The following is a 19,951-nucleotide window of genomic DNA, read 5'->3' on the forward strand; positions in this document are numbered from 1 at the left end:
GAGTTTACGGAAATTGGCAATATTATTAGTGACTTGCTCATCAATCCAGAGGATGAAGCGATTCGCAAAGAGTGTAAACAAAGAGTGGCCACTCTGTGCGATCGCTTCCCCCTCTATCCTCACCTGGAAATTCGGACTCCTGCCCTCGTTTAATGGAGAGGATAGGGAGAAGAGGAAAATAGCCTTTTGCCTATTCCCCATTCCCTATTCCCCATCCCCTTGACATCTGTAATGAATGATGTCTGAAATGTAGTAGAACTCTAGTAGACCTCCTACCTTATTAAACCCTTGACTCTGCTCTCGGTCTTATCCACAGAATTTCAGATGCCTTTACAGATGTACCATCTGATTGCCTTCATTGTCTCCACTTTGGTTGTCCTTGGGAGTACCCCCATCGTCAAGCATCTTGGCTTGAAAAGTGGGAAAGTTGATAATCCCAATGGACGCAAAGTTCACTCCCGACCTATGGTACGCTTGGGAGGAGTTTCGATTTTTCTGGGTACGCTCACCGCTCTATTAGTTGTCTGGTGGGCAGGCGGATTTGGAATTTTACCCCCCGATAAAGAATACGAAGTGTGGGGGGTAACGATTGGCGGTTTAGCCTTTTTTGCGATCGGTTTAGCTGACGATCTCTTTAATCTGTCCCCATTCTCCCGCTTGTTTATGCAAGTGGTGGTTGCCCTGGGTGCATGGCAGGTGGGCGTACAAATCAACTTTTTAAGCATTCCCTTGATGGGATTAGTGACTCTGCCGGATTGGCTCAGTATTCCGATTACCATTTTGTGGTTAGTGGGCATGGTCAATGCTATTAACTGGATTGATGGCTTAGATGGTTTGGCTGCCGGAGTCTGCGGTATCGCGGCAGTGGTGATGCTGATTGTGAGCTTGTTTATGGATCAATCGGCCGCTGCTTTGATTGCTGCTGCTCTAGCGGGTGGAGCGCTTGGTTTTCTCCGCTATAATTTCAATCCTGCCCAGATTTTTATGGGGGATGGGGGAGCCTATTTTATGGGCTTTACCCTGGCAGGGGTGGGCGTGATTGGATTGGTGAAAACCACGGCAGTAACGGCAGTATTGTTACCCTATCTGATCTTGGCTGTTCCCCTATTGGATATGTCAGCCGTCATTGTCGATCGCCTGCTCAATGGGCGATCGCCGTTTATCGCCGATAAACGCCACCTCCATCACCGCCTCCTGAATGCTGGCTTATCCCATCGGTTAACGGTTTTGTTTATCTATGCCCTTACCCTCTGGGTAGGCTCTCTTGCCCTCGCCTTTTCTGGGATTCCCAGTGGCTATGGCTACGCTGCTGGTGCAACGGCTCTGTTGATCTACACGATTTGGAAAGCCAAACAACAAACGGCAAAATCTCAATAATTAACCCTTAAAATTAATACTTAATCATCCCCTCGATTAATGCTTCTAGATGTTGTGGCTGATGAGTCGCCATCAGAGAAATGCGGATACGACTGGTGGGTACGGTGGGGGGGCGAATGGCAGGGACAAAAATACCTTGGGTTTTTAAATATTCTGATAAGTCTAGAGCGTGTTGAGGATTCTCTAGGGGTAAGCAAATAATCGGGGATTCTAAGGCAATAGGGGTGAGATGAGGACAGTGACGAGCGAGGAGATCTTGGAAATACCTGATATTGTGCCAAAGCTGTTCTCGGTGTTGGGGTTCGGTTTGAATCATCTCGATCGCTGCTTGGGCGGCTGCAGTATCGGCTGGACTGAGACCGGTGGTATAAATCCAACTGGGGGCGCGGTTGCGGAGATAGTCGATCGCGACGGAACGACCGGCGACATAACCGCCTAAACTACCGATCGCTTTACTCAGGGTTCCCACTTGGAGCAGTTCGGGTTTATCCAGTTGGAAATGTTGGACTAAACCGGCTCCACTACTGCCAAAGACTCCAGTGGCATGAGCTTCGTCTATAAGCAGCATACTGTCATAGGTTTGGGCAATGTCCAATAATTGAGGTAGGGGCGCAAGATCGCCATCCATGCTGAAAACGCTATCGGTGATGATGAGCGATCGCCGATACTCTTTTCGGTATTCTTTGAGTTTCTCAGTTAACACTTTAACATTTCCATGGCTATAGGTTAATACCGTAGCTTTACTGAGGATCGCCCCGTTTTTTAGGCTTGAATGGTTATATTCATCACAAAAAATGAGATCGCGCGGCCCAGCTAGGGCGGCGATCGCTCCCAGATTGGCTAAATATCCCGAACTGAAGACGAGAGCATCTTCCGTTTGTTTGAGCCGAGCAATAGAGGCTTCTAACTGCCGATGTAAGCCCCGATGACCACTGGTGAGTCGAGATCCGGTGCTTCCCGTACCATATTGTTCGAGAGCAGCAGTAGCGGCTTGGATTAAACGGCGATCGCCTGCTAACCCCAAATAGTTATTACTGGCAAAATTCAGCACTTCCTGACTATTGAGGAAGGCGATCGGCCCGGGTAAACCCTCCAAGGGTTGCACAGAGCGATACCAGTTAGCTCGATGAATGGTTTCTAAAGAGTGAGAGAGCCAAGAATAGGGCGAGTTTGACATAAATCAATGGATGATGAGGGGATAGCGAGATGTAATATCAAGTCCGTTGGATCAGTTATCGTATGTCATTGCGAACGGAACGCAGTGGAGTGAAGCAATCTCTTTTAGCTCGGTAGTTTTGGCGATTGCTTCCCTCCGGTCGCAATGACAAGTGTTTAACCGGACTTGATATAATCATGGGTTTAGGGAAAGAATCTTTTCAGCTCTGTTGAATTCAAAATCGCTCCTTGCAAATAGGCATCCTTCAACTGAGCGCGAATTAAATGAGCGCGGGTTAAATTTGTCCATCTTAAATCCGTGTGATACAAATCTGCATTCCGTAGATTTACGCCCCATAAAAAAGCGCCTGCTAAATGAGCCTCACTTAAATTCGCTTCCCTTAAATCTGCTCGATGAAGATAAGTATTAATCAACTCGGTGTGATGTAAAACCGCATTGCTCAGAACCGCTTCACTGAGGTTAGCGTCTAAACAATTGGCATAACTTAAGTTAGCGCGCCGTAAATTGGTATCACTTAAATCTGCATCTTTAAGATTAGCTCTCATAAGATTCGCACCACTCAAGGAAGTGCCTCGCAGATTTGCCCCTTCTAAATTCGCACCGCTTAAATCCGCGCCCGTGAGATTCGCACCGCTTAAATCGGCTGTCCTTAAATCAGCGTCTTTGAACTGTGCGCCTATGGCTTGACTTTGAGTTAAGCAAGCCGAAGTGAGCAGAGCGCAAGAGGCGATCGCCCCACTCAAAGCAGCCTGATGCAAATTCGCCCCTTCCAGTTCAGTGCGCGATAGATTCACCTGTCTTAAATCCACCCCCTCTAAATCAATTCCTGGAAGTCGATAACCCCCCAAATCCGTCTCACTCAGATCTGGGGTAATCTTTGGATTAGCCGTTCTCCACTTATGCCAGGTTGGGAGACCGCGATAAAATACTGCTAAATGTTCAGAATTGGCCATAACAACTTCCTTAAATTACTTATTTGGCATTGGGGGGAGGGTTGTCTCGTCCAGAAATATTTTCCATTGCCCTCAATGCTGCTTCAGAGGCTGCCAGGATATCCCGTTCTTCACCTCCCAGATAGAGACGACCAAAAAGCCCTACCGCTTGCACTTGCAAAATATTAATCAGTGCCGCCTTTTCTGACTCATTGGCGGCTAGGGCTGCATAGGCTGCCGGCTGTACCTCCAACACATAGAGGGTTTGCCCTGATAAAATCATCTGTCCGCGGCGGTTGCGGTTAATCAGTTGGGTTTGATGGGGGTCAATATTGCGGATAATTTGGCTAGAAACAACTCGGGGTTTCAGGCGATCGCGCTCTGTTACTCCTAATGCATCTAAAATTGCCTGTCCTGCTTCCCGTGTTTCCCCCTGGCTACTCGAATGAATCTCTAACAGTCCATAGAGTCGCTCTACAAACTGCACGGCTGGGCGCACCCGTGTCGCCTTCAGCGCTACATCCGTAATCCGATTAACTTCAATACCTGGGGCAACCTCAACCCATAGCGATGTATCTCCCGGTAGAGGTAGAAATCCCAAAGACACTGTACCAATATAGGCAGCGTGCTGCCGTTGCAAGTTATCAATAAAAACATAGCTTCGTAATTCCGTAGCCAAAATCCAGAATACTCCCGATCTGTTTCCCTAGACATTCAATCATACAGCGCTTCGCTTTGGTAATGGGGAGTGGGGAGACACGGGGACACGGGGACACGGAGATGGGTAAGATCTCCAATAACTCAGCACTTATTACTCATTCCCTATCCATGAAAAAGCAAACCAATACATACAGCCATCTCACTGCGATTGACCGTAAATTCTTATCTTTTCCAGCGCGGTTTTTAGGAGAAAGAAACTTACTTCAAGGGCAGGTCTTGGACTTTGGCTGTGGATTGGGTAATGATGTTAAACTCTTATCTCAACAAGGCTTCCCTATTCAAGGCTACGATCCCCACTATTTCCCTACATATCCTCAGCAGAAATTTGACACAATTATTTGCTTGTATGTTCTCAATGTTTTATTTACTCAAGAGCAAGCTAATGTCATGATGGAAGTTTCTCATCTCTTGAAGCCAGGAGGCAAAGCCTATTATGCCGTTAGGCGAGATATTAAAAGAGAGGGCTTTAGACAACATTATGTACATCAAAAACCAACCTATCAATGTATGGTAAAGCTGCCATTTCAGTCTATTTATATCGATGAGTCTTGCGAAATCTATGAGTATGTTCACTATAATCATCAACGACATTCAGACAATCGCTGTATTTTTTGCAATCCGCGCAAAAGTTTAAGGTTGCTTACTGAATCGGCTACGGCCTATGCTATGTTTGACGGTTACCCGGTGAGTAAGGGGCATGTCTTGATTGTGCCCAAACGTCATATTGCCAATTATTTTGAATTGCCGTTTAAGGAACAATCAGCCTGTTGGTTTATGGCGAATAAAGTACAAGAGATATTAAGGACAGAATTTCAGCCCGATGGGTTTAATGTGGGGATGAATGTCAATCCTGCGGCCGGTCAAAAAATGGGACATACAACGATTCATATTATCCCTCGCTACCGAAAGGATGCAGGAGGAAATCGAGGGGGCATTCGGTATGTATTGCCGAAAAAATAAGGAGCGCTACGCGGTGGTCAGAAGTGTTGACAGTAAATTCTGATGGTGAGTATAATGGTAAGTCTGTGTAAAAATAGAAGAATAGAGGAAATTCGATGTCACGATACCGAGGCCCGCGCTTACGGGTAACCCGGCGCTTGGGGGACTTACCTGGTTTGACTCGTAAAACTCCTCGACGGGCATACCCCCCTGGTCAACATGGTCAGGCTCGGAAGAAGAAGTCAGAGTATGCTATCCGTCTAGAGGAGAAGCAAAAGCTGCGTTTTAACTATGGTCTAAGTGAAAAGCAGCTTCTGCGCTATGTGAAAAAAGCTCGTCGGATCACGGGTTCCACGGGACAAGTGCTGCTGCAACTGCTGGAAATGCGCTTGGATAATACTGTATTTCGGTTGGGTATGGCTCCTACCATTCCCGCAGCTCGCCAGTTAGTTAACCATGGGCATGTAACGGTTAATGGTCGTCCGGTGAGCATTGCCAGTTACCAGTGTAGACCGGGTGAAGAAATTGGGGTCAGAGACCGAGATCGCTCCCGTAAACTGGTAGATGCTAACCTGCAATATCCGGGTTTAGCCAACATTCCCAGTCATTTGGAGTTTGACAAAGCCAAAATGAGTGCCAAAGTCAATGGCGTAATTCAACGGGAATGGGTCGCTCTACAAGTGAATGAGCTACTGGTTGTGGAATACTACTCTCGTCTGGTATAAGCACGTCTGGTATAAACAGACCGACGCTAGACAAAGTCATTGTGGTAGGGGCGAAAAGTTTTTCGCCCCTACTTGCTTATTTAAGGTAAATCTTGAATCTCTAATTCTTGACTGATGCGGTTTAAATCTTCCCACAAGTTTTTGATGCGGTTGTAGGATTCGAGGGGGGTAAGTTTGCCATTGGTCTCTAAAGCGCTGATGAAACTGACTTTTTGGGCAAATTCTTGTAAATTGGCATTAAAAACCAGATTGTTGGGGGTGAATTTACCGTGGTAGTAGCTACGGGGATATAAAAATTGTTCTTTCATCATTGGCTCCTTAACGGATGTTAAAAGATGTTTGTTATGGAGGTTGAGGATAAACCACTTGAAATTCAGATTCTTCTAAAGATAAGAGAAGGAGTTCATTGGGGTCTTCAATGGGGTTTTGGATCAGTTGCACAATCCACCGTCCTTTCGCTTCTTCGGCTTTGAGATATCCTAATGCACCGGCTGCATAATCTGGATAGAGAACCTGTACTAAAGTTCCTGGTTTTAACATGGATAGACGGTTTGCATTGACAATTATTGAACCCCTTAACCTCATTTTAACCCAATCTAGAGACAACACTATCGATCTAGATCACAATGGGAATAGAAAGGCAAAAAGCAATAGATAATAAGCAATAAGTATAAGAGACTTATTGCTTATTACCTATTACCTAGCGCAAAGTGCTATATATCACGTTTAGAATTAGCGCTCTTCAGGAATACTTTCGTTTAGGGACCAACGATACTCTACAGGTAAGTTGGAGCGTTCGCAACTTTGTTCGAGTTGACGCTGTTGGGCAAGGGCTTTACGCAGGGTGGCAATCAGTTGGTGGACTTGCTCTCGTTGGACAGATTGACCTTCAACGGCTACCCAAGTTTGACGCTCTAGAAGTTGTAGGAGAAGTTCATAGTGAACATGAGAGGGAACCGGAATAGGCTGCATAGTTGAGTTGATCGAGGAAAAAGAGGTGTATGGAATGGGATGGAGATCCCAGGTTGTTTGGTTATTGTAGTTGATGTTTTTCAGGAAAGAGGGCGGCGAGTGCCTCTCGAGGGTCATCTTGTTTGACTAATGATTCTCCAATGAGGACGGCTTGAGCGCCCGCAGAGGCGACAAATTGTAGGTCTGCACGGGTATGAAGTCCCGATTCACTCACCAGGAGAATATTCCGATTTTGCAGGGTTTCGCGGCGATCGTTGTAGAGGTTTTCTGTGGTTTTCAGGTCTACAGTAAAATCTTCTAAGTTGCGGTTATTAATACCAATTAATTTTACCGATTCTAAGGATAATAGCCGGTCGAGTTCCTCTAGGGAGTGAACTTCAATTAAGGCAGTCATACCCAGGACATGAATGATTTTGCTAAAGTATTTCAGGTCTTGATCCGAGAGAATGGCAGCAATCAGGAGAACCGCATCGGCTCCATGAACTCGCGCTTGATAAATTTGGTACGGATAAATAATAAATTCTTTGCACAAGAGGGGTAAATCAACGGCAGCGCGAACTTTAGCTAAGTTTTCAAAGCTGCCTTGGAAAAATTTCCGATCGGTTAATACAGATACACAACTGGCTCCGCCTTGTTCGTAGGATTGGGCGATCGCCACCGGATCAAAGTTTTCCCGGATGACTCCTTTAGAGGGCGATGCTTTTTTTACCTCAGCAATGACCGCCGGTTGGGTTTTCCCCTCTCGGAGTGCCGTCAGAAAATCTTTGGGGGGAGCAACTGTTTCTATGCGCCGTTTCAAGTCGCTTAATGAGACTTTTTCCCGTTGTCCTTGGACTTCCGTTTCCTTGTGCCAGACAATTTTTTCCAGAATATTGCGGGGTTCGCTACCGGGTACACTCACTTGATATTGCAGGTGAGAGATCGAAAAGGTGGGACTAGGGGGACGACGGCGAATGTGCATGGAAGATTAAGGAAAAAGACCATAAGCCCATAGTGTTGCACAGATCCTAGGAGCATTGTCAAGGGAAGGAATGACTCAGACAATCCAAATGCGATATTGCCTCTTGGAAAGCAAGCCTATTGCCATTAATCAGGGTCTGTATAACTGCTTTGTAGTAACTCCATCATCCCTGTATCGTCAAATTCTGCGGCTAACTCTAGGATGCGATCGCCAAAAGCCTGATACTTTGGGTCTTTAGATTTCAGTCGTTGAGCTTCTTCTTCTATCGCTTGAATATCACCAATTTTAGTCGCGTTCCATAAAACGCTCAATTCTTCTTGTGTTGGGAAAATCAGGTCTTGCTGAACAGAGTCTTTTGTATTTTTTTTCTGTTCATAGATCCAGGTGAATTGCAAATATTTTTCTAAAAGAATGAATAACTTCTCTAAATCGATGGGTTTTTCTAGAAAATCATTACAGCCAGCGGCGATCGCCCAATTTCGATCGGCCAGTGATAAACTAGCGCTAGCGGCGATAATCGGCAACTCTTTGGAATAAGAATCCCGAATACTTGTCGCCAAGGCATATCCATCCATTTCTGGCATCACAATATCGGTAATCACCAAATCTGGATGCTCCTGTTGCACCTGTTCTAATCCTTCTCGTCCATTGGATGCTTCAAGCACCCTAAACCCTAATGGACTTAACACTTCCACAACTACCATTCGATTCACTTCATGATCGTCAACAATGAGGATTGTTTTGGGTTCTCCACTGCAACCGACAATCTTACCCTGTTCCAAATGCGTTGCACGACTGCTCCATTCCTCTGAACGGGGTAGGGTCACTTCAAACCAGAATTTACTTCCGATACCTAAGTGACTCTCCACCTGAATACGACTTCCCATCAGCCTCACAATTTGACTGCAAATGGTTAATCCTAATCCCGTACCTTGCGATCGCCGAGAAGTAGAACCCACTTGCTCAAAAGGGAGGAATATTGTATTCATCTGTTCTTGACTCATCCCAACGCCTGTATCTTCAATTTCAAAGCGTAGGGTAGCCATCTGAGGGTCATCTTCTGGAAGACAGGTCACCGAAAACATTACATTGCCTTGGTCGGTAAATTTAATCGCATTGCCTAAAAGATTGAGTAAGATTTGACGCAGACGTTTTTCATCGGCTTTAATTACTGTTGGTAAATTTTCGTCCGCTGCAAAATCGAGGCTAACGTCTTTTGTTTTGCCTCGCACTCGTGCAATTTCCACGACTCCAACCAAAAAAGAAGGCAAGTGCAACTCTTTAGGAAGGAGTTGCATTTTTTTCGCTTCAATTTTCGCCAGGTCGAGGATATCATTAATCAGGGTTAATAGATGAGAGCCTGCCTGTTCAATAACATCTACTCCTTTACGATGTTCATTGAGATCCTCAGCACGATGCATAATCTGAACATAGCCGAGGATGCCATTGAGAGGGGTACGCAATTCATGGCTCATATTGGCCAAAAATTCACTTTTGGCTTGGTTGGCGCGATCGGCTATTTCTTTTGCTTCAGATAGCTCGAATGTCCGTTCAGCCACTCCCTGTTCCAGTTGACTAAAAGAAGCTCTCAGTTCAGTTGCCATGCGGTTGAATGCTTTGGCAAGCGTCTTCAGTTCGGCGATCGCACCTCCAGAGACTTGCTGATCTAAATTGCCTTCTGACATTGCTTCTGAGGATTGAGACAGTTTTAAAATCGGTTGAGCAATCCAACGAGACGTATACCATCCCAAAACAATAGCAAGTCCTAATGCTCCAAGACACAATAAAATCGTGGTTCGTCTACTGGCTTGAATTTGGGCCATAAAATCCGATTCTGGAACCACAATCACAATCAACCAATCCAATCCAAACTCATCTTGATAAGGAAAAACTTGTAAGAATTGTCGTTGTTGTTCGCGATCGAAGTCTAATTGTTCTAAGGTTTTGATGTTTTTAAAATCAGTAAATTCTTTTAAAAGGTACTGGGCCGTTGCATGGGTTAAAACATCACTGCTTTCTCCCACATTTAAGCGTTCAACTTCTTCCCCTTCTTGACGAAACAGCTTTTCGGGGGTAGAAGTGGCCACCAATTGACCTGAACGTTCGATAATAAAAGCTTGTCCTGTTTTGCCAATCTCTAAATTTTGCAGAAAATTACTAATGTCAGTTAATATCAGGTCGGCGGCTGTGACTCCGATGAACTGTCCTTGTCGATCGTAGAGAGGAAGATCGGCAGTTAAGGCTAATTCTTGGGTCGAAAACAAAGTGTAAATTTCTGTCCAGACACCTTTTCCAGAACGATAGGCGGTTTGGTACCATTCCCGTTTTCGGGGATCGTAGTCTGGTATCCGATTCACCCGGTCTAAGCGTTGACCTTTTCCATCGAGCGTCCAAGTTTCAAAGTGATAATCTGTCCTTCGGTCAGACACTTCTAGAACAAAAGTCCGATCGGCTTTTCTTTGTACTCCTACATATTCTCGCTGCTCAGTTCCCAAGGCAATATAACTCACCATTTCAAACTGATGTATCTGAGAAAAAAAGTAGCGCTCTAAACCCGGAATATCCTCCAGATTCACTAGATCTAGAGTAACGGCTTCACGATTGATTGTATTCACCAGATGGGGCGTATTTAAATAAGTATTTAGCTGCTGTACAATTCGTTTAGCCAGTTCAGTCCGTAATTGAGTGGCGACATCATTCACAGCCTCTTGTCCATTGCGTAACGAGAGCCATCCTGTTAATCCAACAACCACAAAAATCTGGAGGACAAAGGGAATAATTAAAACGAGACGCAAATTGACTTTCATCATCAGACCTACAAAGATGAGATTACATAGCTAACTGGGGGCAGAATTAATAAGCTGGATAATCATTTTGTCTTCAAATTCAGCCGCTAAGGTGAGGATGCGATCGCAAAATCCATGATAGGCTGGATGGAGATCTTTTAACCGTTGTGCTTCTTGCTCAATGCCTACAATATCTCCGATTTTTGCCATTTTATACAACTTAACTAATTCATCACTTTTGGGAATAATGATTTCTGCTTCTTCCGTAAGATTTACAGATTCTATTGATTCATAAATCCATTGCATATGGAGATACTTCTGCAAGACAATCAACAGTTTTTCCATATCCACAGGTTTTTCTAGGAAATCATTACAGCCAGCGGCGATCGCCAAATTTTGATCGTTTAGTGATACACTGGCACTAGCGGCAATAATCGGCAACTCTTGAGAATAGGACTCCCGAACTATGCGAGCGAAGTCATATCCATCCATCTCTGGCATCATAATATCTGTAATGACTAAGTCAGGATGTCCCTGCTCTACTTGTTCTAATCCCTCTCGTCCATTTGAGGCTTCAAGTATCCTAAAATGTAATGGCGTTAATACTTCCGAAACCACTACCCGATTAACTGGATGATCGTCAACAATAAGGATGGTGGTTGAATCTCCAGTATATCCGATAATTTTTCCTTGGGATAAATGAACTCCAGAGCTAACCCATTCGTCAGAAATGGGAAACTCGACTTCAAACCAGAATGTAGTGCCTATGCCTAATGTACTTTTAACCTGAATTTCACTGCCCATCATTTCGGCAATTTGACGACAAATACTTAATCCTAAACCCGTTCCTTCTGAGCGTCGTGATGTAGAACCAACTTGCTCAAAGGGTAAAAATATTTTTGCCATTTGTTCTTCACTCATTCCTACACCTGTATCTTGGACGGTGAAGCAAATTTTTGCCTTATTTTCTGCTGTTCTCTGTGGGTTAGATACTGAAAAAGTTATCGTTCCTTGGTCAGTAAATTTAATCGAATTCCCCAAGAGATTAAGCAATAATTGCCGCAGACGTTTTTCATCCGCTTTAATTCCTGTGGGTAAGTTTTCATCGGGAAGAAACTGGAGGGTAATCCCTTTATTTTCAGCTCGCACTCGTGCCATTTCTGCCACTCCAACCAAAAAGGAAAGAAAGTGTAAATCTTTAGGAAACATTTCCATTTTTCTGGCTTCAATTTTGGCTAAGTCGAGGATATCATTAATCAAGGTTAACAAATGGGAACCGGCTTGTTCGATGACATCCACTCCCTGACGATGTTGATTGAGATCTCGGCTGCGATGCATAATCTGAACATAGCCAAGAATGCCATTGAGGGGAGTGCGTAGTTCGTGACTCATATTAGCTAGAAATTCGCTTTTCGCTCGGTTGGCACTATCGGCCATTTCTTTAGCCACGTGTAATTCGAGTTCAGCATGTTTGCGAGCGCTAATATCCGTATGGGACCCCACCATCCGCAGAGGTTGACCACTGCTGTCTCGTTCTACGACTTTAGCACGAGATAAAATCCAAATATAATCTCCCTGTTTCTGTCGCATACGAAATTCCAAATGAAAGGTTTCTGTGGTGGTTTGCAAATGGTCTTGAATCACCTGTTTTGCATTCGGTAAATCTTCTGGATAAACCAAATTTTCCCATGAGGAAAATTGATTAGGAATTTCGGAGTCATCATAGCCTAACATCTTTTTCCAACGGGGAGACAAATAAACTTCATTTAAAGCAATCTTCCAGTCCCAAATCCCATCATTTACACTTTCATGTACCAATTGTAAGCGTTCTTGACTCAAGCGTAAGGCTGTTGTCCGCTCTTCTACTCGTTGCTCTAGAGTATCAAAGGATTCTTTTAACTGAACCGCCATTTGATTAAAGGTTTGGGCTAAAATTTTTAATTCAGTAATATGTCCTCCCTTCACTTGCTGAGATAAATTTCCTTTAGCCATGGCTTCGGATGATTCTACTAGACGTAAAACCGGTTTAGAAATCCAACGAGAAGTATAAATTCCTAAGAGTATTGCTATTCCTAACGCAGCGAAACAAAGCCAAATGGTTGTGTGGGTATTGGCATTGATTTGGCTCATAAAATCTGATTCTGGAACCACAATGACAATCAACCAATTTAACCCAAACTCATCTTGATAAGGAATTACGTCTACACAGTACCGTTCATTCTCAAGATTTAAGAACAGTTGTTCCTCTTGATCAATATTCGATAAATTACCAAATTTACGGGTTAAGAAATGGGTCGTTTCTTGGGTCATAAAATCTTGACTTTTCGTTGCCATCAATCGCTTTGACTCTTCTTCTCGAGTAGAAGGGAGAAAAAGAGATTCTTTAGTTGAAGTGGCAACTAAAAATCCAGAGCGTTCTAAAATAAATGCTTGTCCAGACTGACCCATTTCCAACTGACTGAGGAATTGGTTAATATCCAATAGCATCAGATCGCTACCAATTACTCCCTTCAACTGATTCTCTTGGTCATAAATAGGAGTTCCAATGGTAATGGCTAAACGAGAGTATGTAGAGTAAGTATAAATATCACTCCAAGTTGAGCGTTTTTGAGTTGCAGGAGCAATATACCAAGGACGATGACGGGGATCGTAGTCTGGATAAGAAGCCAATAATTCTTCAGTTCGTCTACCTTGCTTATCGGTTGCATAAGTATTCACAGCATAACTGGTTAAAGCATCAACAATATCAATATTAAAGCCGCCTTCATGCAGCCGATCCAATCCATAGAATTCTCCTTCTTCATTACCGACTAAGATATAGCTTACACTGGGAAAATTATGGATTTGTTTCCAGAAATAGCGTTCCATACTGCGAGGATTATCTACATTCAGGTAGCCTAAATCTATGGCATCTAAAATATTTTTATTCACCATATAAGGGGTGCGTAAATAACTCTTCAAGTGTTGTTGAATGCGATCGCCGGTTTCTCGCTGTAACTGAGTAACCAAATTTTCTACAGTTTTTTGTCCATTGCGTAATGAGAGCCATCCCGTCAATCCGACAACCGTAAAAACCTGGAGGACAAAAGGAACAATTAAAACCAAACGCAAATTGACTTTCATATCCAGTCTCCTATGTAACGGGAGGACTTCCGATTGTCTTCAGCTTAGTAAGTAGAGGTTAAGGTTGAATTATGGCGTAATGTGGTGTAGTTGAGCGTAACCTACTTTACTAATACTCTAGATAATTGGAGGTTCTGTTTACCCTTTAATATGATATCAAATCCTTAAATTTTGGCTACCTTCTCTCCTTGAGAGATAATTGGCTTAGAGCAAACGGTTAAGCGCAACTTCATTGGGAGAGGGATTTTCTGGACATGAAAGCGAGAGAGTATTTCTAAAATACTATATCCTCTATGTAAAGTTTAAGACCAGACAAGCAGTATAGAAATGGTCAGGCGAGTTGATACTCACCTAAGCATTTCTCCTAAAAATGAGGTGCAATTTAACCGACTGCTCGCTTGTACGCTTCATCGAGGACTTCTGAGAGAGTTGGATGGGTATGGACTAAATGAGCAAGGGTGTGGACAGATTCCCGTTTCGCTATTGCTGCTGATGCTTCATGGATTAAATCTGCCGCATGGGGACCGATAATGTGAACGCCGAGAACTTCCCCATTATCCTTACGGTAGATCAATTTAGCCATTCCTTCCGTCTCGCCTTCGGCGATCGCCTTAGAATTCCCCTTAAAATAAGAGCGAGCTGTAGCAATTTCAAAGCCTTCCGTTTCAGCAAGTTCCTTCGCTTGCGGTTCGCTCAATCCCACGTAACTAATTTCCGGGTGAGTAAACGCCGCCGCCGGAATCGAGCGATAATCAATAGTACGCGGACGATCGCACATATTTTCCACTGCCACAATTCCTTGAGCCGAAGCAGCATGGGCTAACATCATCTTACCCGTCGCATCCCCGATCGCCCAAAGATGGGGAACCTTTTCCCCACCCGACAATACTGCCATCGTATCGTCAACCGGAATAAAACCGCGTCGATCCAACTCTACGCCCACTGATTCTAAGCCCATATTCTTCGCTGTCGGAACACGTCCCGTTGCCACCAAGCACGCATCCACTTCTAAAACTTCTTTAACTTCCTTCGTCTTCGCATCCGCCAACTCAATTGTCACTGGAGATCCGGGCGTAACTTTCATCGCCAACATCCCCACACGAGTTTCAATATCACGAGGAGAGATGAGAACCCGTTGCGCTTGTTTAGCAATATCGGGATCGAACGTTGGCATCAACTTATCCAACGCTTCAATGAGGGTTACCTCACACCCCAACGCCGTATACACATCGGTAAACTCTAAACCAATATAGCCACTGCCAATGACTGCAATCCAGGGGGGCAAAGACTCCAAACGCACCGAATCATCGCTGGTAAACACCGTTTTATGATCGATCTGAATTCCTGGGGGCACAAAGGGAACCGAACCCGGAGCCACAATAATATCCTTGGCGGTAAACGTCTTCAAGTCTCCCTCATTTTCCACCGTCACCTTCTGGGGAGCTGCCACCTTACCCCAACCGCGTAGAATATCAACCTTCAGCCGTTTGAGACTATTCGTCAGGTCAGATTGGATTTTATCGACTAAAGTATTGGCATGATCGGCGATCGCCTGACGCTCAAAACTCACATCACCGACTTGAATCCCCAAATCCTTCAAATGATCCGCATCCTGTAATTCCCGCACTCGTCCAGAAGCCGCTAACAGAGCTTTAGAAGGGATGCATCCTCGGTTAACACAGGTTCCCCCCATATCTGCTGCTTCTACAATTGCCGTTTTCAGCCCACAACTCACAGCATGGAGAGCTGCCCCATGTCCACCGACTCCAGCACCAATAATGATCAAATCGTAATCAAACTCGCTCATGTTTTGCTCCGGCTTCTGTAATTCACTAACTCGTTTGACCTTGATTTTACAACGCTTCGGGGTTCAGACGATTCAGTGAGTTATAACAGAAGAAAAACTTAAGTATGGTGGCATCAACCGAACCTAGCGTATTCTTTTTACCCTTATGAATCAACATCCACAAGACCCCCACACCCATGCCGAACAACAATTTCAGCACTCCCTGCATCAATTGGGAGAAACCCTAAAAACCGGTAAAATTCCCCAATCTTCTGCCCAAAAGTCCGACCCCTTGAGTAAGCATCAGTTTCAAGAACCAGAGGCTATTGATGAGGCTACCCTAGAGGAAGCAGCAGCGGACATAGAAGAGTTTATGAAGCAACTATCAGAAGATGAATAGTCCCATAGTCCCTTAACCTCCAGCCAACCATGAACCCAACTTCCCTAAAAAGTCCCATTATTTACCCCGAACCTGATGGAGCGCCCATGGCTGAAAGCGATCCCGCTCGCGATTACCTTGTTTATGGCGTAGAATCCCTGAGATTCTACTTCCAAAATCGTTCAGATGTTTACGTTTCCGGTAATCTCTGGCTCTCCTACGAGCAAGGAGTTCCCGATGCCGTGGTTTGTCCCGATGTCTTCGTTGTCTTTGGGGTTGAAAATCGTCCCCGCAGAAGTTACCGCGTATGGGAAGAAAATAACCGTTATCCCGATTGGGTTTTAGAAGTGACTTCCATGAGTACCCGACACAAGGATGAACGAGATAAACCCGTCACTTATGCCCAAATGGGGGTAACGGAATATTTCCAGTATGACCCCAGTGGTGATTATTTGCAGCCTCGTTTGCGAGGACGCAGGTTAGTTAATGGAGCGTATCAATTGTTGACGCTCAATGAGTTAGATGATGGTACATTATCCGTTTTTTCTCAGGTTTTAGGTTTAGAAATGAGAGTGCTACCGGATGGTAAATTGCGGTTTTTTGACCGAGAGAGAGGGGAGTATTTGCGCAGTCCGGATGAGTCGGAGCGCGATCGCTTGCAAGAACGCCAAAGGGCTGAAAATGAACGCCAAAAGGCTGAAAATGAACGGCAACGTGCCCAACAAGCAGAACTGGCTTTAGAGGAGGAGCGCCAACGGGCTGAACAAGAACAACAACGCGCTCAACAAGCAGAAGCCGAATTACAAGCCTTACGCCAACGTCTGCTAGAACAGGGTATTGATCCGTCTAGTCTGGAATAGGCGACACCAGGGGTGGGCTACATCGGATGGGTTCTCCCCGATCTACAATATTGACGACCCTATTTTTGATTTTCATTGATTGTTTCATGGCTCAAACCGAAGCTCTGGTTATCCTTTCTGGTGGACAAGATTCAACCACCTGCGCTGCATTAGCTACACAACAATTCGATCGCATTCATGGGCTGACGTTTGATTATCAACAGCGTCATCGCATTGAGCTGGAAAGTGCCCAAGCCGTGGCTCAGAAGCTGGAATTGGCAAGTCATGAAATCGTCTCAGTGGGGCCCATTTTGAAGAGTACGAGTCCTTTAGTAAGCGAAACCCCTTTGGCAGAGTATGAGAGTGCCGAGGCGCTGCCAGGGGGCATTGAAGCCACATTTATTCCCGGACGTAATATTTTGTTCTTAACCTTGGCAGCGAATCGGGCGGCGCGTTTGGGGATTAAAGATATGGTTTTAGGAGTGTGTGAGACGGATTTTGCCGGGTATTGGGATTGTCGTCAGAGTTTTATTAATGCCATGGGCGTGGCATTGGGTGAGGGAATGTACGGTGATGGTGAGGCGTATCGGATTCATACCCCCTTGATAAGTTTAACGAAGGCGGAGTCAGTAAAGTTGGCTCAGGAGGCGTTAGGAGATCGCTTCGAGTCAGTCATGGAGTTAACCCATACTTGCTATGCCGGGGTGAAAGGAGGATGCGGTAAGTGTCATGCCTGTATCTTAAGAGATCGAGGTTTTCAGGAAGCCGGAGTTGCCGATCCGATTTGGAAATATCGAGGCGCTAACCGTGGCAGTTCTGGGACAGAGATATCGGAAGATCGAACCTATGGAGATCGCGCCATTGAAGAAGCGGCTCACCATCGACTAGAAATTTGGCCCAACCCTTCTCCAAACCATGATTATATCATTCATCTGGAACATCCGGAGTTTACTGCCCTTTGTCCGCGATCGGGTTATCCAGATTTTGGCACTATTGTCTGTGATTATTTTCCCGGTCAATCTGTTTTAGAACTCAAAGCTTTTAAGCTTTATATTAACAGTTTTCGCCAACAAAGAATCAGCCATGAAACTGTAGTTAACCAGGTAGCCGATCGCCTGATGGCAGAAGTAAAACCCAAAGCACTGCGCATTATCGGCGATTTTACTAGGCGTGGAGGCGTAAAAACCGTAATTACCGCTTATCGAGGGGAAGACATGAGTTTCCCTGATTATCAACCCAATTTGCTTTAAAACTCTTGCCTATTGCCTCCCCAAAAAACTGTCGTAACTCACTCATGAAGCTATGGAACTGATCGAAATTCTCAAAGCAGACTATGAACGGTTTCCCGTCAACCCAACCTATAGTATTTATGCGCCAGATGTGTATTTTAAAGATCCAATGACCGAATTCTGGGGAGGCGATCGCTACCAACAGATGATATCCTGGATGGAACGCTGGTTCCTGAATATCAAAATGGACTTACACCACATCCAGCAAGAAGGAAACACGATCCACACCCGATGGACATTGCACTGGAATACTCCCCTCCCCTGGAAACCCCGTATTTCTATTCCTGGATCGAGTGAACTCCAAATCAATGAGAATGGCTTAATTAATTCCCATATCGATCATTGGGATATCTCGCGCTTAGATGTCTTAAAGCAACATATCGCGCTTCGCGCTGGTAATCGGGAATAGATAAGCCATTTTTCCCTCCTATAGAGACGATCAAGACAGGGTAAGATGATGGGGATGGCTCGACACGCGATCGAGCCATGCTCGAACAGCAGGATATTCAGAAAGATCGAATCCTCCTTCATCAGCTACATGGGTATAAGCGTATAACGAAATATCTGCAATCGTTAGAGAACCATTGACGAGAAAGTCTGTTTTTGACAATTGCTGCTCCATAACAGAGAGTGCTTTATACCCAGAAGTGTTGGTGCGATTCGTTTCTGCGAAAATGGAAGCCTCTAATGGCTGAAGTGTAGGCAGAGCAAGGATTCTAACGAACCTTGACAACTCAATTTCCGTGAGGGTGAAAGTCCATCCCTAAACTTTACCTTATAGCCAATCATAGTCGGAATATAATCAAGAAATTTGGCATCATTCTCCTGACCAAAATTGAGCAGGCATTCTGTGGGATTACCCTGACTTATGTTGATCCCATTGAGTAACTTCACTTGATGGTAATTTGGTTTCCAGAAGAGTTTACTCGTCAGAGTGATTACGGTTGAATCTATTGGCAATAAGGTTAGAGCTTCTACTCTATTTTTCTTTTTTAACTGATGAAGTAATTGATTATAGATACGATATAATTTGTGGTCTTCTCTGGATTTACAGGCTTTGGAGAAAGTTGATATATCCACCTTAATTCCTGTATGATTCAATCGGTAGAACAAGTCTCTCATACGGGTCAAACTACTATCGAGTACGAAGTTTAACCAGATTTCAAAGAAGAGGCGAGAGTTCAGAACTGGGTAGTCATGAGGAGATAATGACTTGAGAATGGGTTGGACAAGATTTGTAAAAGACGCTACCATTTGTAGAATATTGTTTGAATATTTGAGCATAGAATACCATATTTTATCCTCTTTTTTTCGACATTAAGCTAACATGCAACACTTCTGCTGCATTTCCTTCTGTTCTTTTTTGCTTTACTAATTTGTGAACTAAATTTTTACTCACTGAAAATCTAGCGGATACTTGTCTAATTGAATACTTTTCTACTAGATGCGCTTTGACTATTTTCTCTCGTAAATCTAGGCTGTATGCTTTCATTAGCTCCTCCATAGCCTCTTTTTCTTCAGGGTACACCATTACAGCGCAAAGCACTGTATATAACTTTCCTGCTCCCTCTTTGTGATACCCATATTATATAACATTCGATCCTCCTCTATGATTTTCTCTTCATCCATAGGTGATGTTTATGTGATGGTCATGTGATTGGTTTGTTGATGAAATGCTATGGCAATGCTTCCATCCATAAGTTTTCTCTATTGCTATGATCTATTTGCCTTGCACTGTTTTGGAGTCGTATAGGATGAGTTTAGGTAGATTTTAGTCCGGTTTTAGGCAAATCAGTGGGTTTTTATCCCGCCATTCCTAGGCGAGAGTCATAGTATGTAAGCTACGAATTTAAACTGGGGTGCTAGGATTCGAACCGTAGAGCCATTTGATAGCTAACGCTATTTGAATGGCTAGAAGCTATGCTCTACATACGTTCAACACTTTG

At 44.4% G+C, this 19,951-nt stretch carries 19 protein-coding genes and 1 pseudogene; 8 read left to right on the top strand and 12 right to left on the bottom strand.

Annotated elements, in window-relative coordinates; translation table 11 throughout:
- A pseudogene (glyA, locus tag AC3A14_RS18400) lies at nt 1-153 on the top strand (serine hydroxymethyltransferase); the annotation flags it as partial.
- A gap of 171 nt (nt 154-324) precedes the next feature.
- A complete protein-coding gene (locus AC3A14_RS18405; RefSeq protein WP_413039033.1) occupies nt 325-1,377 on the top strand; it encodes a glycosyltransferase family 4 protein in 1,053 nt (350 codons plus the stop codon).
- A gap of 13 nt (nt 1,378-1,390) precedes the next feature.
- Here the strand turns inward: AC3A14_RS18405 and bioF are convergent, their stop codons facing one another.
- From bioF to ccmP, 3 genes are all read right to left on the bottom strand, one after another.
- Nucleotides 1,391-2,554 (bottom strand): 8-amino-7-oxononanoate synthase, encoded by a 1,164-nt coding sequence (gene bioF, locus AC3A14_RS18410; RefSeq protein ID WP_318732920.1) that lies wholly within the window; start codon nt 2,552-2,554, stop codon nt 1,391-1,393.
- A 182-nt stretch (nt 2,555-2,736) separates the two neighbouring features.
- Nucleotides 2,737-3,507, bottom strand: a complete 771-nt coding sequence (locus tag AC3A14_RS18415; RefSeq protein WP_318732921.1) for a pentapeptide repeat-containing protein — start codon at nt 3,505-3,507, stop codon at nt 2,737-2,739.
- A 19-nt stretch (nt 3,508-3,526) separates the two neighbouring features.
- Nucleotides 3,527-4,165, bottom strand: coding sequence for a beta-carboxysome protein CcmP (gene ccmP, locus AC3A14_RS18420; RefSeq protein WP_318732922.1), 639 nt, complete (start codon nt 4,163-4,165; stop codon nt 3,527-3,529).
- A gap of 149 nt (nt 4,166-4,314) precedes the next feature.
- On the opposite strand from ccmP, the gene AC3A14_RS18425 reads away from it, so the two are divergent.
- Together AC3A14_RS18425 and rpsD are read left to right on the top strand one after the other, a co-directional pair.
- Nucleotides 4,315-5,166, top strand: coding sequence for a bifunctional class I SAM-dependent methyltransferase/HIT family protein (locus AC3A14_RS18425; RefSeq protein WP_318732923.1), 852 nt, complete (start codon nt 4,315-4,317; stop codon nt 5,164-5,166).
- A 95-nt stretch (nt 5,167-5,261) separates the two neighbouring features.
- A complete protein-coding gene (gene rpsD / locus AC3A14_RS18430) occupies nt 5,262-5,870 on the top strand; it encodes a 30S ribosomal protein S4 (protein WP_318699529.1) in 609 nt (202 codons plus the stop codon).
- 80 nt (nt 5,871-5,950) lie between these two features.
- Here the strand turns inward: rpsD and AC3A14_RS18435 are convergent, their stop codons facing one another.
- The 7 genes from AC3A14_RS18435 to lpdA all read right to left on the bottom strand — a co-directional run bounded on the left by AC3A14_RS18435 (nt 5,951) and on the right by lpdA (nt 15,519).
- A complete protein-coding gene (locus AC3A14_RS18435) occupies nt 5,951-6,181 on the bottom strand; it encodes a DUF7219 family protein (RefSeq protein WP_318732924.1) in 231 nt (76 codons plus the stop codon).
- Between the two features lie 31 nt (nt 6,182-6,212).
- On the bottom strand, nt 6,213-6,410 hold the full coding sequence (locus tag AC3A14_RS18440) for a hypothetical protein (RefSeq protein ID WP_271942710.1): 198 nt from the start codon (nt 6,408-6,410) through the stop codon (nt 6,213-6,215).
- A gap of 192 nt (nt 6,411-6,602) precedes the next feature.
- A complete protein-coding gene (locus AC3A14_RS18445) occupies nt 6,603-6,842 on the bottom strand; it encodes a DUF5340 domain-containing protein (RefSeq protein ID WP_271942707.1) in 240 nt (79 codons plus the stop codon).
- A gap of 61 nt (nt 6,843-6,903) precedes the next feature.
- Nucleotides 6,904-7,803 (bottom strand): indole-3-glycerol phosphate synthase TrpC, encoded by a 900-nt coding sequence (gene trpC / locus AC3A14_RS18450; RefSeq protein WP_318732925.1) that lies wholly within the window; start codon nt 7,801-7,803, stop codon nt 6,904-6,906.
- Between the two features lie 125 nt (nt 7,804-7,928).
- Complete coding sequence (locus AC3A14_RS18455) at nt 7,929-10,613, bottom strand: response regulator (protein WP_318732926.1); 2,685 nt, start codon at nt 10,611-10,613, stop codon at nt 7,929-7,931.
- Nucleotides 10,614-10,640: 27 nt separating this feature from the next.
- Nucleotides 10,641-13,712 (bottom strand): ATP-binding protein, encoded by a 3,072-nt coding sequence (locus AC3A14_RS18460; RefSeq protein WP_318699533.1) that lies wholly within the window; start codon nt 13,710-13,712, stop codon nt 10,641-10,643.
- 382 nt (nt 13,713-14,094) lie between these two features.
- Complete coding sequence (gene lpdA / locus AC3A14_RS18465; protein WP_318732927.1) at nt 14,095-15,519, bottom strand: dihydrolipoyl dehydrogenase; 1,425 nt, start codon at nt 15,517-15,519, stop codon at nt 14,095-14,097.
- Between the two features lie 145 nt (nt 15,520-15,664).
- Here lpdA and AC3A14_RS18470 point away from each other — a divergent pair, with 145 nt between their 5' ends.
- From AC3A14_RS18470 to AC3A14_RS18485, 4 genes are all read left to right on the top strand, one after another.
- A complete protein-coding gene (locus AC3A14_RS18470) occupies nt 15,665-15,898 on the top strand; it encodes a hypothetical protein (protein WP_271942697.1) in 234 nt (77 codons plus the stop codon).
- Nucleotides 15,899-15,927: 29 nt separating this feature from the next.
- Complete coding sequence (locus tag AC3A14_RS18475; RefSeq protein WP_318732928.1) at nt 15,928-16,737, top strand: Uma2 family endonuclease; 810 nt, start codon at nt 15,928-15,930, stop codon at nt 16,735-16,737.
- Between the two features lie 86 nt (nt 16,738-16,823).
- A complete protein-coding gene (gene queC / locus AC3A14_RS18480; protein WP_318732929.1) occupies nt 16,824-17,966 on the top strand; it encodes a 7-cyano-7-deazaguanine synthase QueC in 1,143 nt (380 codons plus the stop codon).
- A 52-nt stretch (nt 17,967-18,018) separates the two neighbouring features.
- Nucleotides 18,019-18,414 carry a C6orf136 family protein gene (locus AC3A14_RS18485; RefSeq protein ID WP_318732930.1) on the top strand — a complete coding sequence of 132 codons (396 nt, stop codon included), beginning with the start codon at nt 18,019-18,021 and terminating at the stop codon, nt 18,412-18,414.
- A 30-nt stretch (nt 18,415-18,444) separates the two neighbouring features.
- Here the strand turns inward: AC3A14_RS18485 and AC3A14_RS18490 are convergent, their stop codons facing one another.
- Together AC3A14_RS18490 and AC3A14_RS18495 are read right to left on the bottom strand one after the other, a co-directional pair.
- The gene (locus AC3A14_RS18490; RefSeq protein WP_318732931.1) at nt 18,445-18,738 is read right to left on the bottom strand and encodes a glutathione binding-like protein; all 294 of its coding nucleotides are present in this window, start codon (nt 18,736-18,738) and stop codon (nt 18,445-18,447) included.
- Between the two features lie 564 nt (nt 18,739-19,302).
- Nucleotides 19,303-19,536, bottom strand: coding sequence for a hypothetical protein (locus tag AC3A14_RS18495; protein WP_487779095.1), 234 nt, complete (start codon nt 19,534-19,536; stop codon nt 19,303-19,305).
- Between the last annotated feature and the right edge of the window lie 415 nt (nt 19,537-19,951).

The organism is Roseofilum sp. (assembly GCF_982964205.1).

What these genes read in the sequence shown, in the direction of transcription:
- AC3A14_RS18415 (WP_318732921.1), bottom strand. Translation starts at nt 3,507, where the DNA reads ATGGCCAATTCTGAACATTTAGCAGTATTTTATCGCGGTCTCCCAACC.
- AC3A14_RS18460 (WP_318699533.1), bottom strand. Translation starts at nt 13,712, where the DNA reads ATGAAAGTCAATTTGCGTTTGGTTTTAATTGTTCCTTTTGTCCTCCAG.
- trpC (WP_318732925.1), bottom strand. Translation starts at nt 7,803, where the DNA reads ATGCACATTCGCCGTCGTCCCCCTAGTCCCACCTTTTCGATCTCTCAC.
- rpsD (WP_318699529.1), top strand. Translation starts at nt 5,262, where the DNA reads ATGTCACGATACCGAGGCCCGCGCTTACGGGTAACCCGGCGCTTGGGG.
- AC3A14_RS18440 (WP_271942710.1), bottom strand. Translation starts at nt 6,410, where the DNA reads ATGTTAAAACCAGGAACTTTAGTACAGGTTCTCTATCCAGATTATGCA.
- AC3A14_RS18435 (WP_318732924.1), bottom strand. Translation starts at nt 6,181, where the DNA reads ATGATGAAAGAACAATTTTTATATCCCCGTAGCTACTACCACGGTAAA.
- queC (WP_318732929.1), top strand. Translation starts at nt 16,824, where the DNA reads ATGGCTCAAACCGAAGCTCTGGTTATCCTTTCTGGTGGACAAGATTCA.
- AC3A14_RS18470 (WP_271942697.1), top strand. Translation starts at nt 15,665, where the DNA reads ATGAATCAACATCCACAAGACCCCCACACCCATGCCGAACAACAATTT.
- AC3A14_RS18405 (WP_413039033.1), top strand. Translation starts at nt 325, where the DNA reads ATGCCTTTACAGATGTACCATCTGATTGCCTTCATTGTCTCCACTTTG.
- lpdA (WP_318732927.1), bottom strand. Translation starts at nt 15,519, where the DNA reads ATGAGCGAGTTTGATTACGATTTGATCATTATTGGTGCTGGAGTCGGT.
- AC3A14_RS18425 (WP_318732923.1), top strand. Translation starts at nt 4,315, where the DNA reads ATGAAAAAGCAAACCAATACATACAGCCATCTCACTGCGATTGACCGT.
- bioF (WP_318732920.1), bottom strand. Translation starts at nt 2,554, where the DNA reads ATGTCAAACTCGCCCTATTCTTGGCTCTCTCACTCTTTAGAAACCATT.
- AC3A14_RS18485 (WP_318732930.1), top strand. Translation starts at nt 18,019, where the DNA reads ATGGAACTGATCGAAATTCTCAAAGCAGACTATGAACGGTTTCCCGTC.
- AC3A14_RS18445 (WP_271942707.1), bottom strand. Translation starts at nt 6,842, where the DNA reads ATGCAGCCTATTCCGGTTCCCTCTCATGTTCACTATGAACTTCTCCTA.
- AC3A14_RS18455 (WP_318732926.1), bottom strand. Translation starts at nt 10,613, where the DNA reads ATGATGAAAGTCAATTTGCGTCTCGTTTTAATTATTCCCTTTGTCCTC.
- AC3A14_RS18475 (WP_318732928.1), top strand. Translation starts at nt 15,928, where the DNA reads ATGAACCCAACTTCCCTAAAAAGTCCCATTATTTACCCCGAACCTGAT.
- AC3A14_RS18495 (WP_487779095.1), bottom strand. Translation starts at nt 19,536, where the DNA reads ATGGTGTACCCTGAAGAAAAAGAGGCTATGGAGGAGCTAATGAAAGCA.